Annotated in this window: 12 protein-coding genes and 1 tRNA gene; 10 read left to right on the forward strand and 3 right to left on the reverse strand. The window is 70.6% G+C overall.

What is annotated here, in order from left to right; translation table 11 throughout:
• The first annotated feature begins 106 nt into the window (after positions 1 to 106).
• The 3 genes from E9529_RS18890 (at position 107) to E9529_RS22840 (ending at position 4,369) form a co-directional block, all read left to right on the forward strand.
• Positions 107 to 838 carry an endonuclease domain-containing protein gene (locus E9529_RS18890; RefSeq protein ID WP_236832815.1) on the forward strand — a complete coding sequence of 244 codons (732 nt, stop codon included), beginning with the start codon at positions 107 to 109 and terminating at the stop codon, positions 836 to 838.
• 238 nt (positions 839 to 1,076) lie between these two features.
• Positions 1,077 to 2,684 (forward strand): ATP-dependent endonuclease, encoded by a 1,608-nt coding sequence (locus tag E9529_RS18895; RefSeq protein WP_236832816.1) that lies wholly within the window; start codon positions 1,077 to 1,079, stop codon positions 2,682 to 2,684.
• Positions 2,681 to 4,369 carry a UvrD-helicase domain-containing protein gene (locus tag E9529_RS22840; RefSeq protein WP_236832817.1) on the forward strand — a complete coding sequence of 563 codons (1,689 nt, stop codon included), beginning with the start codon at positions 2,681 to 2,683 and terminating at the stop codon, positions 4,367 to 4,369. The genes E9529_RS18895 and E9529_RS22840 overlap by 4 nt, the downstream gene beginning before the upstream one ends.
• A 1,504-nt stretch (positions 4,370 to 5,873) precedes the next feature.
• Here the strand turns inward: E9529_RS22840 and E9529_RS18905 are convergent.
• Positions 5,874 to 5,947: transfer RNA gene (locus E9529_RS18905), tRNA-Gly, on the reverse strand.
• A gap of 182 nt (positions 5,948 to 6,129) precedes the next feature.
• Here E9529_RS18905 and E9529_RS18910 point away from each other — a divergent pair.
• Positions 6,130 to 6,921: a GAF and ANTAR domain-containing protein gene (locus E9529_RS18910; protein WP_236832818.1), complete on the forward strand. Its 792-nt coding sequence runs from the start codon at positions 6,130 to 6,132 to the stop codon at positions 6,919 to 6,921.
• 9 nt (positions 6,922 to 6,930) lie between these two features.
• Here E9529_RS18910 and E9529_RS18915 read toward each other — a convergent pair whose 3' ends face one another.
• Both E9529_RS18915 and E9529_RS18920 read right to left on the reverse strand, forming a co-directional pair.
• Positions 6,931 to 7,956 (reverse strand): hemolysin family protein, encoded by a 1,026-nt coding sequence (locus tag E9529_RS18915; RefSeq protein ID WP_236832819.1) that lies wholly within the window; start codon positions 7,954 to 7,956, stop codon positions 6,931 to 6,933.
• Positions 7,953 to 9,356 carry a hemolysin family protein gene (locus E9529_RS18920; RefSeq protein WP_236832820.1) on the reverse strand — a complete coding sequence of 468 codons (1,404 nt, stop codon included), beginning with the start codon at positions 9,354 to 9,356 and terminating at the stop codon, positions 7,953 to 7,955. The genes E9529_RS18915 and E9529_RS18920 overlap by 4 nt, the downstream gene beginning before the upstream one ends.
• A 253-nt stretch (positions 9,357 to 9,609) precedes the next feature.
• Between E9529_RS18920 and E9529_RS18925 the strand changes: the two genes are divergently transcribed.
• The 6 genes from E9529_RS18925 to E9529_RS18950 form a co-directional block, all read left to right on the forward strand.
• The gene (locus tag E9529_RS18925) at positions 9,610 to 11,229 is read left to right on the forward strand and encodes an ABC transporter substrate-binding protein (protein ID WP_236832821.1); all 1,620 of its coding nucleotides are present in this window, start codon (positions 9,610 to 9,612) and stop codon (positions 11,227 to 11,229) included.
• Positions 11,217 to 12,329, forward strand: a complete 1,113-nt coding sequence (locus E9529_RS18930; RefSeq protein ID WP_236832822.1) for an ABC transporter permease — start codon at positions 11,217 to 11,219, stop codon at positions 12,327 to 12,329. Before E9529_RS18925 ends, E9529_RS18930 begins: the two co-directional genes overlap by 13 nt.
• Positions 12,326 to 13,183: an ABC transporter permease gene (locus tag E9529_RS18935; protein ID WP_236832823.1), complete on the forward strand. Its 858-nt coding sequence runs from the start codon at positions 12,326 to 12,328 to the stop codon at positions 13,181 to 13,183. Before E9529_RS18930 ends, E9529_RS18935 begins: the two co-directional genes overlap by 4 nt.
• Positions 13,180 to 13,980: an ATP-binding cassette domain-containing protein gene (locus E9529_RS18940; protein WP_236832824.1), complete on the forward strand. Its 801-nt coding sequence runs from the start codon at positions 13,180 to 13,182 to the stop codon at positions 13,978 to 13,980. Before E9529_RS18935 ends, E9529_RS18940 begins: the two co-directional genes overlap by 4 nt.
• Positions 13,980 to 14,597, forward strand: coding sequence for an ABC transporter ATP-binding protein (locus E9529_RS18945; protein WP_236832825.1), 618 nt, complete (start codon positions 13,980 to 13,982; stop codon positions 14,595 to 14,597). Before E9529_RS18940 ends, E9529_RS18945 begins: the two co-directional genes overlap by 1 nt.
• A gap of 21 nt (positions 14,598 to 14,618) precedes the next feature.
• Positions 14,619 to 15,021: amidase family protein (locus E9529_RS18950; RefSeq protein WP_308195307.1), on the forward strand; the 403-nt coding region annotated here is incomplete at its 3' end.

A 15,021-nucleotide genomic window follows, 5' to 3' on the forward strand; every position in this document is an offset into this window, starting at 1 on the left:
CCTCGGTCGACTCACGCCCATCGAGTACGAGACCATCACACCCACACTGGCCGCTCAGGCTGCCTGACCCAACCTGTCACCTACTCGTGCAGCAGTCCCGACCCACGTGCGACGTACCTACAACCTGGCACCAGGCGACGAAGCCGCGATGCGGGCGGCACAAGACGGTCGATGCGCGAATCCTTCCTGCCTGAACGAGGCCACGGACATCGATCACTGCCACACCACCAACACCGTGCGCGGCATCCTGTGCTTCGACTGCAACACGGCTCTGGGTTTCTTCTGTGACAGTGAGGCCCGCATTGCCGGCGCCATCCTTTACCTGGAGGCGCACGCCGCGTCTCCCGGACTACCCGTCGCCCCCTCCACCGCCCGGAGGGCGCGGCAGTGCCTGTGGTGTTCAGCGGACATCTCGCATCGCGCATACTCGGCGAAATACTGCTGCGACGACCATCGCGCAAAGTACTACAAGGAATATGGTCCGCCGGTCTCCAAAATGGGGGCCAAGAAGTGTCTCTGGTGTGGCGGCGACAATTCGCATCGCGGCAAGAAGGCGCGCTATTGCTCCTTCGAGCACCAGCAGACGCACTACCACCAGCTCACCACCTACAACCTGACGCCCGATGCCTTCTGGCGGCTGCAGGAGCTTCGTGCCGGGCTGTGCCACAACCCAGGCTGTACCAACGGGGCGACCGAAACCGATCACTGTCACGACACGGGCGCTGTGCGGGGCCGGCTCTGCCCTGGATGTAACCAGGGTTTGGGACTGTTCCGGCACGACCCGGAACTCCTCGCGGGCGCCCTCGCCTACCTGCGGGCCTCGGCTGCCGCCGGCTAGGGCGTCACGGTCACCAGTCCCGCGAAGGGACGCCGTCCGGTTCTGGTCGCCGCTTCCGCGAACCGCTCGTCGTCAGCTTGGCGAGCGGTGGCAGTAGGGCCATGACGCCATCTGAGTGTCCCTGAGTGGAGCGCTCGGGGAGACCGTTCCGTACGACTCACGGTTGGGCCCGGCGACCTTGCTCGACCCGCGCGTTGATGCCGCTCGCGAGCGTGGGCACCAGGGAAAATCAGGGGCGATGAAGCTCACCCGTCTCCACGTTGAGAATCACAGCCGCATCGCCGACGTCGCCATAGACATCAGGGACCACCTTGTGTTGGTGGGCGCGAACGACTCTGGGAAGAGCTCCGTGCTTCGCTGCCTACAGCTGGTGCTCGGGGCATCGACGGCGCAGCTGTACGCGCAGATCTCGGCGCAGGACTTTCGTAGCACTGACAACGAGTTGATAATCCAGGTCGAGCTTGGCGACTTCACGGCCGATGAGAAGGCAGCCTTTCCAGATGAGATCGACGTTGATCCTCACTCGGGCCGCTCGGCCCTTACGCTTCGACTTAGTGCGAGCATCGACGTCAGCGAGACTCTCAGCATCGAGCGATTTGCCGTGGGTGCCGGTACCCGACGCCAACTCTCGAGGCTGCAGTTGGATGCGATCGGATGGCGGTTTCTCAGTGCCACGAGCCAGGCTCGTGAGCTTCGTGACGATCGTCGCTCGGCGCTGAGAGATCTCCTCGATGCCGTGGAGCTAGGCGCGGAGAAGGCGGACTTCGACGACGCTGTCCACCGGCTGTCCAACGTGCTGTCCGAATCGGCCGTGATGGAAGGAGTCCGGGCAGATCTCGCGGCACAGCTTACGAGGGCGCTGCCGTCCGCGATCGCGACGAATGACCTCGCTTTCGTTCCGGGGGCGTCGGCCGACGAGGACGTCCTGAGCGGCGTGCGGCTGCAAGTTCAGAAAGACGGCGCGCTGCGGGAACTCACCGCGCAGTCCGACGGGACACGCGCCCTGTACGCCATGGCGCTCTACGACCTCACGAGTTCGGGCGCCAACATCGTTGGAATTGACGAACCCGAGATCCACTTGCACCCCACAAGCCAGCGGAGCCTGGCGCGGCTCCTGAAGGCAGGCAGGAACCAGAAGATCATCGCAACTCATTCGCCTGACGTCGTCGGTGCCTTCGATCCTGACTGGATCGTCGTCACCAAGTCCGGTGGCAACCTCGTTCAGCCCAAGGCAGGTTTCCTCACGCGTGACGAGCGGTTGACGGTTCGCTGGTGGGTGCGGGACCGACTCGAGCCGCTCACGGCTCGCCGCGTGATTGCCGTTGAAGGCATCGCGGATCGAATCATCGTCGAACGGGCGGCCGATCTCACCAACCGGACGCTCGATCGGCTCGGAGTCTCGCTGGTCGAAACTAACGGCGCCGGAGAAATGGGAGCCATCAATACCCTTTTCGGGTCTGACGGTTTCAATGTTCCGCTCTCGATGCTAATCGATGCGGATGCCGAGGCCGACACCGCGGCGAAGCTGGGAGTGCAGCCGACTGATCTGAACAACCACTTCGTGTGGGTATCGCGAACGGATCTCGAAGACGAGTACGTAGCAGCAGTGGGGGCCGCCACCCTGCAGGCGGCGCTCGCGGCGTCGACCCTGTTCAAGCCGAATCAGTTGCGAAAGCTCACTCCTAGTGGACCGGGTGGAACGTTCACTGACGCCGACGTGGCGAGTTTCTGCCGATCGCACAAGGTGAACGCGGCCCTGGTCGCCGTCTCGATGCTGAACGAGACCATGGCCCGCGCAATTACGAGCGTTGAAGGGATGCTGGCCCAGGTTGAGGCTTCATTGTGACCTTTAAGCCTACGGCAGCCCAGGTCAAAATCCGCGACAGCGAAGAGATGGGCATGCTCATCCTCGCCCCGGCCGGGTGCGGGAAGAGTGAGGCGCTCGCCCTTCGTGTGCAGGGAATGATCCGCCGCGGCGTTGCATCCGGTCCCCGGCGCATCTTGGTCGCCACCTTTTCTAATCGCGCCAAGGACAACATTCGAGAACGGCTCCGCAGCTACCTGACCCCTGTGGAGCTTCGTGACAAAGTGACGGTCATCAACTTCCATGGACTCTCGGCCCGTCTGTACCGGTCGCATGCGGGCGCGATTGGCCTCGACCCGAAGTGGAACCTGCCCGAGAGCGACTGGGTGCGCGAGCAGTGTCAGCGTGCGGGGCTCAACTTCGGGCAGAGCGGTGCGGTCGACAAGTTGCTCCAGCGAATCAAGCAGGACGCACTGGATGATGTCGAGGCACTCCGGCTCATCGAAGCACACGGCAACCTCGATGCCGTCGAGATCGAGAAGCTTCGAGTGCGAGAACAGCAGTTGACCTACGACGACCTGCCTCGCATGGCCGAGTTGATTCTGGCGCGCGACGAGGTAGCTGACCTCTACCGCGCTCACTTCGCGGCTGTGGTGGTCGACGAATTTCAGGACATCACGCCGCAACAGCTGCGGATCATCAACCGTATTGGTGCCGGTCGCACTACCTATGCCGGCGACTCGGCGCAGGGCATCTACAGCTTCGCCGGTGCCAGGCCTGAGGAGGTGCTGGCGCGCATCACCGACGAGGTGGGTGAGGTGATTGAGCTGACCGAATCGCATCGGTCGTCACCGGCCGTTCTCGCGGCAGTAAATGCGCTGGTGCCGCTGACGAGGGGGACGGCGCTCACATGTGCTGCTCCTGACACCTGGCCATCCGGTGGTGTCGCCGCCATGGTGCGGCACAGGACCGCGGAGGATGAGGCGGGCTGGGTCGTCAAGCTGGCCAAGGCTGTTCTCTCGCGTGCCCCAGACCAGCGGATCGGCGTCATCTCGCGCATCGGATCGAGGCGGCGGTTCGCCGACGCGACCTTCGCGGCTGAGGACGGCATGGAGGTGCATCGGTGGGACGACGGCGTATTGGACACCGATACAGCCCGGCGGATGAAGTCGGTGCTGGCGGGCATGGATGCCGCCGCTGTGCTCGCCGCGGATGACTCAATCGAGTTCATGCGTGATCTCGCCGGGTTTCACGAGGTTCAAGATCCGGCCGATCGACTGGCGCTTGCCGACGCCTTGAGCTGGGCTCTCGATCTCCTCACCCAAGGGGAGACACCGGCTGCCGTGTCGAACCGGATCCGGATCGGTAACAACTCCACCCTGCTGACCAAGCCGGGCGTGCACCTCCTCTCAGGCCATGCCGGGAAGGGGCAGCAGTTCGATTGGGTCGTCGTCATCGGCCTCGAAGAAGGCAATGTCCCGTTCTTCGAGGCGAAAAGCGAAGAAGCTCTGCTCGAGGAGGCCCGAGTACTGTCCGTGATGATGTCGCGGGCGCGGCATGGGCTTGTTCTGTCCCACGCGGCTGCAGTTCCTGCGCTAACCGGACGGATCTTCACGAAGGAACCTTCGCGATTCCTTACCGCTGACCTAAGAGCGACCTTGAATGACGCCAATGAACTTGTTCGATGGTTCGAGGCTGCGCCCTGGGCCGAGATCGCCAAGCGCTGAGCCGGTTCGTGCAACCCCGTCAGGCGCGATGTCGGAAATCTCGCGGTTATGAGCAAGCCACCGAACCTCCTCTTCCGCGACTGAGGAAGCCTCCGTCAATCCTCGTCGGCTGCAACCGGAAAGTTCTGGCGAGCAACCCATGGGTCGACGTCCTTGCGGCGCGCCAACTGCGACGACATGCAGGCCTTCGGCCCAGGGGACGTCGTTGAGCTGGAGACCGATGAGGCCTCCGGCGCCGAGCACCCAGTGAAGGCTGGGACCTCGGCGCCGGATGTGGCGGGCGCGATGATCGCTATGACGGGGGGCTGAGAGGCGAATCAATTCCACCACCGCTTCCGGGGCCGCTGCGGGCTTCGGGGAGTCATCCAAGGAGATCGCTCCAGCGCGGAACGTGTCCGCTTAAGTAGCTCGCTAACCGGACCTTTCCGGAAGTCTTCTGACTCCCGCAACCACTCGTGCAGCAGCTTAGCCGCGACGCGGCCGGTCATGACGATTTCGGCTCGTGCCTCTATCGATGGAGCGCCCTGGCCTTGAACGTACAAGCGACTTTCCCTCATTAGCAGATCTCTGATGGACTGCCCGACGTCCGCGAGGCGCCTGTCGCGAGCGCGAATTGCGATGGCTATGACGTGAAGAAGTTCCTCCTCAGACGCGACTCGCGCCGCACGGATTTCTGAGGCCGCCACGCCCTTCTGCACTAGTCGTGCGAAGTGCAAGGTTTTTGACCGCGCTTCGGTGACGGCGTCTATGAGACGTTCCGCCCGGTTTGCCCGCCGGTTGCTTCGGAGAGTGATCGCCAGCGCCACGAGCGTTACAGATCCGCCAATTGCGGCGCCAATCGCCGAGCCGACAACGCCGCCCAAAAGCCCTGACCAAGTCAATTCACCGGTCTCTACCGCCATGTACATGCGCTCACGGTAGGGACAGACCGGAGGCTCATGGCCCTAGGCGGTAGGCGCGCCGCCAGGATTGCCGCGACCATGCGGAGGCTGCTCTCGGTGGTGGCAGTTCTGGTTGCAGTTGCGGTGAATCTGTGGGTGTCCGCCTACGTCCGCTGATGTCTCGGGACATCTTGAATCTGCTAGTCGGAGACCTGTTCTGAGCTGCGGCGAAGGTCCGCGAACGCGATCATGACGGCCTGGCAGTGTGTGGCAAGCAGCTGGCGCAGGCGCCTCGCGATCACCGGTGTCCGAGCAGCAGAACTCGAGCACGCGGGAGACGACACCCTTCCTCGCGGGAGCCGTCCCCTGTTGGGGAAGGGGTGGCGCCTTGCACGGCACGACCGGTGGAGGCCGACTCGACGGGGTCCTCGCCCGTCGCCTCACGACCCTCTGCCGCTCGGAGCGGCATGCCGGTAGCCACCGAGGTTCGTGCCTTATCCGTGCCTTAAGCACCGGCCAAAGTCGGTGTTCAGCGGTCAGCAGGGGTCATCACCGTTAAGGCACGTGAGAAGCGGCGCTGCCCGGCTGAGCTGCGCAAACGGGCATCCGAGCTGGTCACGGCGTGGAGCGGGTGACCGGGATCGAACCGGCATGGCCAGCTTGGAAGGCTGGGGCTCTACCATTGAGCTACACCCGCGTGGCGGCGAGGGAGCGAGCACCCTCGACATCGGAGCCGCACCGGGACCGAGATCCTCCGGGCTGCCGAGCCGCGACGAGCGTAGCGCGCGGCCACCCGACCGCGTGGCAGCGGCCCGCTCGCGGCGGGGCTGCGGTGGCTGCTCGACGTGCGCAAACCCGGCTCGGCGCTACGGTCGTGGGGTGCCCGAGAGCCCCGATCGTGCAGCCCGGTCCGCGCAGAGCGACGAGTCGCAGCGCCCCGTGCCCGACGCCGGCAAGGGCGCGGATGCGCCGGCCCCGGCGGCGAACCTCGGCGAGATCATGGGCCAGGTCGCGCGCACGCTGCAGGAGGAGCACGGCGACGTCGAGGCCACCCTGCAGGCCATCACCCATGCCGCGGTGGGCTCGGTCCCCGGAGCCGAGCAGAGCGGCATCACCTTGGTGACCGACCGCCGGCGGGTCGAGTCGCGCGCCCCGACCGGTGACCTGCCCAACCAGATCGACAGCCTCCAGGAGCGCCTCGGCGAGGGGCCGTGCCTGGATGCGGTGTTCGAGCAGAGCACGGTGCGCATCGAGGACATCGAGGTGGAGCAGCGCTGGCCCCGCTTCGCCGACGAGGCCGCCGGCCTCGGCGTCCGCAGCATGCTGTCGTTCCAGTTGTTCGTCACCGGCAGCACGTTGGGGGCGCTCAACCTCTACTCGTCCGGGCCCCGCGCCTTCGGTGAGGAGTCCGAGTCGGTGGGGCTGGTGTTCGCCAGCCACGCCGCGATCGCCCTCGTCAGCGCCCAGCACGAGCAGCACCTGCGGGCCGCGCTGGCCAGCCGTGACCTGATCGGTCAGGCGAAGGGCATCCTGATGAACCAGTTCAGGCTCACCGCGGACCAGGCGTTCCAGGTGCTGGTCCGCGCCTCCTCGCACACCAACCGCAAGCTCGTCGACATCGCCGAGGAGGTGTGCGAGACCGGCGTCCTGCCGGCCCCCTCGCCGCGCTGATCGCCCCGCTCAGCCGGCCGGCTCGGCGGCCGCCGGGCGGGGGAGCAGCCGGTTCAGCACGTCGGCCATGGTGACCACGCCCAGCACCGAACCGGCCTCCGTGACGACGGCCAGGTGGTTCCGCGTCTCGCGCATCTCCGCGAGCGCCGCCCAGACCGTGGTGCCCGCGTCCAGGCCGAACACCGGGCGGGCGAACCCGGCCGCCGGGGTGCCGGGGGAGGAGGCGAGGGTGTCGCGGACGTGCACCACGCCGGTCAGCCGCGCCCGCGTCCCGAGCAGGATCCGCAGGTGGCCGCTGCGCCGGGTCGCCTCCCGCACCGCCTCCACCGTCGCGTTGCCGGGCACCGTGACGAGCGGCGCATTCGGGGTGACGAGGTCCCGCACGGTCATGCGTTCCAGCTCCAGCGCACCGGAGATCTGCTCGGAGAAGCCGGCGTCCAGCGCGCCGACGTTGGCCGAGTGCTCGACCAGGTGGCGCAGCGCGTCGGGGCTGTGCCCGACGGCGACCTCGTCGGCGGGCTCGACCCCGACCGCGCGGACGAGCCGGTTGGCCGCGGCGTTCAGCAGGCGCAGCAGCGGCCGGAACACCGCCATGAAGGCGCGCATCGGCGCGGCCAGCAGGGTGGCCGAGCGCTCGGGGTGCGCGATCGCCCACGACTTGGGCGCCATCTCGCCGACCACGAGGTGGATGAAGGTGATCACCAGCAGCGCCAGCACGAAGCCGGCGATGTCGGCGGCCACCAGCGGCAGCCCCCAGGACCCGAACAGCGGGGTGAGCCAGTGGTGCACCGCCGGCTTGCTGACCGCGCCCAGGGCCAGGGTGGCCGCGGTGATGCCGAGCTGGGAGCCGGCCAGCAGCAGGGTCAGCTCGGAGGAGTTGCGCAGCGCGGCGCGGGCCGACCGGCTGCCGGGCGCGGCCTCCTCCAGCCGGTGCCGCTTGGCGGCCAGCGCCGCGAACTCCACCGCGACGAAGAACGCGGACAGCGCCACGATGACCACGGTGGCGACGAGGACCACCCACGGGTTCTCGCTCATCGGGCCTCCTCCTCGTCGGTCGCGGGAGCATTCCCGGCGGTCGCGCCGACCCGGTCGGGCAGCTCCAGGCGGACCCGCGAGGGCACGTGCCGCTCGACGTCCAGCACCTCGACGAGGAGGTGCCGCGGAGCGGGATCGTCGGCGTGCACCAGGTCCGCCGGGTCCGGCGGCAGCTCGATGGTCAGCCGGTCGCCCGGCTCCGGCAGGGCGCCGGCCACGGTGATGACCAGCCCGGCGATCGTCTCGTGGTGGCCGTCGGGCAGGTCGACGCCGAGGGCGCGCTCGACCTCGTCGACGTGCACGTCACCGGCCATCTCCCACACGCCGTCGCCCACGACCGGCACGTATTCGGGTCGCTCGTCGTCGTGCTCGTCGGTGATCTCGCCGACCAGCTCCTCGGCGAGGTCCTCCAGGGTGACGATGCCGGCGAAGCCGCCGTACTCGTCGATGGCGCAGGCCATCTTCTCGCCGCCCTCGGCGAGCTGGCGGAGCGCGTCGGGCAGCGAGGTGTACGTGGAGACGACGGGGCACTCGCGGGCGATCGTCGTCACCCGGGCGGTGTCCGGCTCGGGGGTGGCCAGCAGGTCGGCCAGGTGCACCACGCCGACGACGTCGCCGGTCCCGGCCTCGAGCACCGGGTAGCGCGAGTGGCCGTGGGTCATGAGCGCGCGCAGGTGGCCGAGGGTGTCGGTGTCCTGGACGGTGTCGACGCGCGGGCGCGGGATCATCGCGTGCTCGACGTCGCGGTCGGGGAAGTCGAGGATGCGGTCGACCAGCATCGACAGCTCCGCCGGCAGGTTCCCGCTGTCGCGGGACTCCTCGACGATGTGCTCGAGGTCGCGGGCGGTGGCGGCGTGCTCGACGTCGTGGACGGGCTCGATGCGCAGCGCCTTCAGCAGCAGGTTCGACGCCTGGTCGAACACCCAGATCAGCCAGCCGAAGACCTTGAGGTAGACGACGGTCGAGGCGGCCAGCCACCGGGCGACCGGCTCCGGGCGGGAGATGGCCAGGTTTTTCGGGAACAGCTCGCCGAACAGCATCTGCACGACCGTGGAGAAGAGCAGCGCCAGCACCGCGCCGATGCCGACGCCGACCGCCGTCGGTACGCCGACCCCGCCCAGCAGTGCGCCGAGTGACTGGCCGATCAGCGGCTCGGCGACGTAGCCGACCAGCAGCCCGGTGACGGTGATGCCGAGCTGGGCGCCCGACAGCATGAAGGAGGTCCGGCGGGTGACGCCGAGGGCCCGCTCGGCGGCGGCGTCACCGGCCTCCGCCCGGGCGGCGAGGGTGGCCCGGTCGACCGCCATGTAGGCGAACTCCTGGGCCACGAAGTAGCCCGTGGCGATCGTGATCGCCAGCACGACGAGCACCCCGAGCAGCAGCGAGAGCACTTCGGTCACCGGCCGCGCACCCCCTTCCCGGAACGGAGGGGCGCGGCCTGGGGACTGTGATAGGGGCTCATGGCTCTCTTCGGGGAAGGACGTGGGGCGGTCGCCCCGCCGGGCAACGAGGAAGGGGCCGGTGGTGTTCCTGCCCGGGTACCCCGGTTGCGGTGTGCAACCCCGGATGGCCTCTTGCAAGGAGTTTGCAATAACCTCGGCGGCGGCATGGCGCGCACCGGGTGCGGCACGCCGTCGGAGCGGAGGACGTCGCGTGCGCGCACGGCGAGGAACGATCCGGAACGCGGTGGCGGTCGGCGTGTCCGCGGTCCTGGTCGCCGGGTGCGGTGCCGCCGCCGGCGGGCCGGGGGCGGCCAGCGGCTCGGCAGCGCCCACCGAGCTGCGGCTGGCGATCGGCGGGGAGCCGGACGACGGCTACGACCCCACGCTCGGCTGGGGGCGGTACGGTTCGCCGCTGTTCCAGTCGACGCTGCTGGCGCGGGACGCGGACCTCGACGTCGTGCCCGACCTGGCTACCGACTGGTCGGTCAGCGAGGACGGCCTGGTCTGGACCGTCGACCTCCGCACCGACGCCCGCTTCACCGACGGTGAGCCCGTCACCGCCGACGACGTCGCCTACACCTTCACGACGGCGAGCGAGAGCGGCGGCCTGACCGACGTGACCGCGCTGGCCGAGGCCGTCGCCGTCGACGAGGACACCGTCGAGCTGCGGCTGGATCGGCCGCAGAGCACCTTCGTCAACCGGCTGGTCTCGCTGGGCATCGTGCCCGAGCACGCGCACGGCCCGGGCTACGCGCGCAACCCGGTGGGTTCCGGCCCCTACACCTTCGTGCAGTGGGACCAGGGCCAGCAGCTCATCGTCGAGCGCAACGACGACTACTACGGCCAGCGGCCCGCGTTCGAACGACTGGTCTTCCAGTTCACCGGCGAGGACACCTCGCTGGCCGCCGCGACGGCGGGCCAGGTCGACATGGCGGCCGTCCCCGCGCAGCTCGCCACCACCGGAATCCCGGGGATGCGCCTGGTCGCCGTCCCGTCGGTCGACAACCGCGGGATCATGTTCCCGTTCCTGCCCGACGAGGGGCGGACCACCGAGGACGGGCAGCCGATCGGCGACGACGTCACCGCAGACCTCGCCGTGCGCCAGGCGGTCAACGTCGCCGTGGACCGGGCCGCGCTCGTCGACGGCGTCCTGGAGGGCTACGGGACGCCGGCGACCGGGCCGGTCGACGGGCTGCCCTGGGACGAGCCCGCCGCAGCGGTCACCGACGCCGACACCGCCGAGGCCGAGCGGCTGCTGGAGGAGGCCGGCTGGGTGGATGCCGACGGCGACAGCGTGCGGGAGCGCGACGGCGTCCCGGCCGCGTTCACCTTGCTCTACCCGGCCGACGACTCGCTGCGGCAGGCCCTCGCCCTCGCCGTCGCCGACATGCTCGCCCCCGTGGGCATCGAGGTCACCCCGGACGGCGCGAGCTGGGACGTCATCGATGAGCGGCTGCACTCCGACGCGGTGCTCTTCGGCTGGGGCAGCCTCGACCCGACCGAGATGTACAACCTCTACTCGTCGACCCAGGCAGGCGTCGAGTACTGGAACCCCGGCTACTACGCGAACCCCGAGGTGGACGCGCACCTGGAGGCGGCGATGACCGCCCCCGACCAGGAGACCGCGATCCCGCACTGGCGGGCGGCCCAGCACGACGGCGAAGGGACCGGGTTCGGGCCGCAGGGGGATGCGGCGTGGGCCTGGCTGGTCAACCTGGAGCACACGTACTTCGTCGACGAGTGCCTCGACCTGGGCAGCCCGCGGATCGAGCCGCACGGCCACGGCTGGCCGATCACCGCGGGCATCGCGGACTGGCAGTGGAGCTGCTGAGCCGGGCCACGCGGTGGGTGGCCGGCCGGCTGGTGCGGCTGGCCCTGCTGCTGATCGCGGTCGCCACCGCGTCGTTCGCGCTGGTGGTGCACTCGCCGGTCGACCCGGTGGACGCCTACGTCGGCGGGGACATCGCCGCGGTCGGCCCCGAGCAGCGGGCGCTGATCGCCGAACGCTGGGGGCTCGACGAGCCACCGGTCGAGCGGTTCCTCGCCTGGGCGGGGCAGCTCGCGCAGGGGGACCTCGGCCGGTCCCTGACGTTCAACCAGCCGGTCGCCGACGTCATCGGGGAGCGCTTCCTCGCCAGCCTGGCGCTCATGGCCACCGCCTGGCTGCTCTCCGGGCTCGCCGGCTTCGCGCTCGGGGTGCTGGCCGGCGCCCGGCAGGGGCGGTGGACCGACCGGGCGATCTGCTGGTGGGCCTACACGCTGGCCTCGGCGCCCACGTTCTGGGTCGGCCTGCTGCTGCTCTACGTCTTCTCCGTGCAGCTGGGCTGGACGCCGGTGTGCTGCGCGGTCCCGGTCGGCACGCTGGCCGAGGAGGTCACCCTCCTCGACCGCCTGCACCACCTGGTGCTGCCCGCGCTCACGCTCTCGATCGTCGGCGTCGCCCCCGTCGTGCTGCACACCCGGCACGCCGTCGTCGAGGCGCTGGCCAGCGACTACGTCGCCTTCGCCCGCGCGCAGGGGGAGTCGGCCACCGGTGTCGTCCTCCACCGCGTGCTGCGCAACGCCGCCGCCCCGGCCGTGCTGCTGCAGTTCAGCTCCCTCGGCGAGCTCTTCGGCGGCGCGGTCCTCGCCGAGCAGGTCTTCTCCTACCCGGGCCTCGGTGCCGCGACGACCGCGGCGGCGCTCGGGCAGGACGTGCCGCTGCTGCTCGGCATCGTGCTGTTCACCACCGTGTTCGTCTTCGTGGGCAACCAGGTCGGCGACCTCGTGCACGCGCGCCTCGACCCCCGGGTCACCGCCGACCTCGCCGCCGCCCGCCGCGGCCGGCGGGGGCTCCGCGGCCCGGTCGCCGCGCCCCGCCCGGTGGCACCCGGTGCGCTGCCCGCGGAGGAGCCGGTCGTGCCGTCCCCGGCCGGGCAGGGGGTGCGGTGAGCACCGCCGCCGCGCCCGCCGTCCGGTCCCGCTTCCTGGGCGACCGGCGCCGCCGCACCCTCGCCTGGGTCGGGCTCTCGCTCGTGGTCGTGCTCGGCGTCTTCGTCGCCGGGGGTGTCGCGGGCGACGCCGCCTCGACCACCGCGCTGGCCGACCGCAACCTCGGCCCGTCGGCCGACCACCCGTTCGGCACCGACCCGCTCGGCCGCGACCTGCTGGCCCGCGTGCTCGCGGGGCTGCGGCTCAGCCTGGTGGTCGGGACGACGGCGGCCCTGATCTCCGCCGTCATCGCGCTGGTGCTCGCCTCCGCGGCGGCCGTGTTCGGCGGCGTCGTCGACCGGGTGGTGAGCTGGCTGGTCGACCTCTTCCTCGCCCTGCCGCACCTGGTGCTGCTCATCCTGCTGGCATTCGTCCTCGGCGGGGGCACGCAGGCCGCGGTGCTCGCCGTCGCACTCACCCACTGGCCGACGCTCACCCGGGTGCTGCGCGGCCGGGCGCGCGAGATCGTCTCCTCCGACCACGTCGCCGTCTCCCGGCAGCTCGGGCACGGCCGCGCCTGGATCGCCCGCCACCACCTCGCCGGGCACCTGACCGGCCACTTCCTCGTCGGCGCCGTCCTGCTCTTCCCGCACGCGATCCTGCACGAGGCGGCGCTGTCCTTCCTGGGCCTCGGTGTCGACCCCGGTGAGCCCTCGATCGGGGTGCTGCTGGCCGAGTCGATGCGCTACCTCAGCGCCGGCGCCTGGTGGCTCGCGGTGCTGCCCGGGCTGTGCCTGCTGGTCGTGGTCAAGCTGGTCGACACGATCGGCGAGAACACCCGGGCGCTGCTGGACCCGCGGAGCGCCCACCTGTGAGCGCGCTGCTGGAGGTGCGCGGCCTCGAGGTGGACTTCACCCGGTACGAGCGCGGGCTGCGCCGCCGGACGGTCACGGCCCTGGCCGGCATGGACCTCACCGCGGCGGTGGGGGAGGTGGTCGCCCTCGTCGGGGCCAGCGGGGCCGGCAAGTCGCTGCTCGCGCACGCCGTCCTCGGGCTGCTGCCGCCGAACGCGGTCGAGCGCGGGACGGTCACCTACGACGGCGTGGACCTCGACCCCGACGGGCGGCGCCGGCTGGCCGGGCGCGGCATCGCGCTGCTGCCGCAGTCGGTGGCCTTCCTCGACCCGCTGAGCCGGGTGGGCCGGCAGGTGCGGCGCTCGGCGCGGCTGGCCGGGCACCCGGACCCGCGGCGGGCCGCCGAGGAGGCGCTCGCCCGCCGGGGGCTGGGGCCCGAGGTGCTGCGGCTGCACCCGCACGAGCTCTCCGGCGGAATGGCCCGGCGGGTGCTGGTCGCGATGGCGACGATGGGCCGGCCGCGGGTGCTGATCGCCGACGAGCCGACCACGGGCCTGCCGGCCGCCGGCGTCAGGAGCACCCTGGCCGAGCTCCGCGCGCTGGCCGACGAGGGCTGCGCGGTCGTGCTCATCACCCACGAGCTCGAGGCCGCGCTCGCCGTCGCCGACCGGGTGGTCATCTGCCGCGACGGCCGCACCGTCGACGTCGCCGACCCGCGCGCCTTCAGCGGCGACGGGGCCGCCCTGCGGCACCCGTACACCCGGTCGCTCTGGCAGGCGCTGCCCGCCAACGGGTTCCGGGTGCCGGTGGAGGCCTGATGCTGCACGCCGACGACGTCTGGTTCCGCTACGACGCCGCCCAGCCGTGGGTGCTCGCCGGGGTCGACCTGCGGGTCGGGCCGGGTGAGGTCGTGGGGCTGTGCGGCCCGAGCGGCGGGGGCAAAAGCACGCTCGGCCGGGTGCTGGCCGGGTTCGCCGCCCCCGACCGCGGGCGGGTGACCGTCGACGGCGCCGTCCCGCGTACCCGGCGCACCCCGCACCCGGTGCAGCTGGTGCTCCAGCACCCCGAGCGCGCGATGGACCCGCGCTGGGCGGTGCGGCGGGTGCTCGCGGCCACCGGCGCGTCCGAGGGTGACGTCACCGCGCTGGACCGGCGGCTGGTCGACCCGGCCTGGCTGGACCGCCACCCGCACGAGATCAGCGGCGGCGAGCTGCAGCGGGTCAACCTGGCGCGGGCGCTGCTGGCCCGGCCCCGCTACGTGGTCGCCGACGAGATCACCGCCAGCGTCGACGCCGTCACCCAGGCCGCCCTCTGGGACCTGCTGCTGCGGCACTGCCGCGACGCGGGCATCGGGCTGCTGGCGATCTCGCACGACCGGCCGCTGCTCGACGCGGTCGCCTCCCGCGTCGTCGACTGGGAGCCGGTGGACGTCTGACCCCGCCGCTACGGTGCGGGTGTGATCGACACCACCTGGATGGACGCCACCGCGCAGGCCGAGCTGGTCCGCACCGGCCGGGCCACGCCCGCGGAGCTCGTCGACGCCGCGATCGAGCGGATCGAGCGGGTGAACCCGCGGCTGGACGCGGTGATCCGCGAGCGGTTCGACGCGGCCCGCGCCGAGGCGGCCGGCGACCTGCCCGACGGGCCGTTCCGCGGCGTCCCGATCCTGCTCAAGGACCTCGGCTGCCACGTCGCCGGCGAGGCGACGCACTACGGCACCTCCTTCCTGCGCGACGCCGACGTCCGCTGGCGCGTCGACAGCCACCTCGCCACCCGCTTCCGCGCGGCCGGGTTCGTCGTCCTTGGCCGCACCAACGTCCCGGAGTTCGGGACGACGATCACCACCGAGCCGGCGGCCC

Origin of the sequence: Blastococcus sp. KM273128, assembly GCF_021698975.1 — a bacterium.
Lineage (GTDB): Bacteria > Actinomycetota > Actinomycetes > Mycobacteriales > Geodermatophilaceae > Blastococcus.

Excerpts from the sequence above, each read along its gene's own strand:
- E9529_RS18895 (WP_236832816.1), top strand. The coding sequence starts at position 1,077 with ATGAAGCTCACCCGTCTCCACGTTGAGAATCACAGCCGCATCGCCGAC.
- E9529_RS18915 (WP_236832819.1), bottom strand. The coding sequence starts at position 7,956 with ATGAGCGAGAACCCGTGGGTGGTCCTCGTCGCCACCGTGGTCATCGTG.
- E9529_RS18945 (WP_236832825.1), top strand. The coding sequence starts at position 13,980 with ATGCTGCACGCCGACGACGTCTGGTTCCGCTACGACGCCGCCCAGCCG.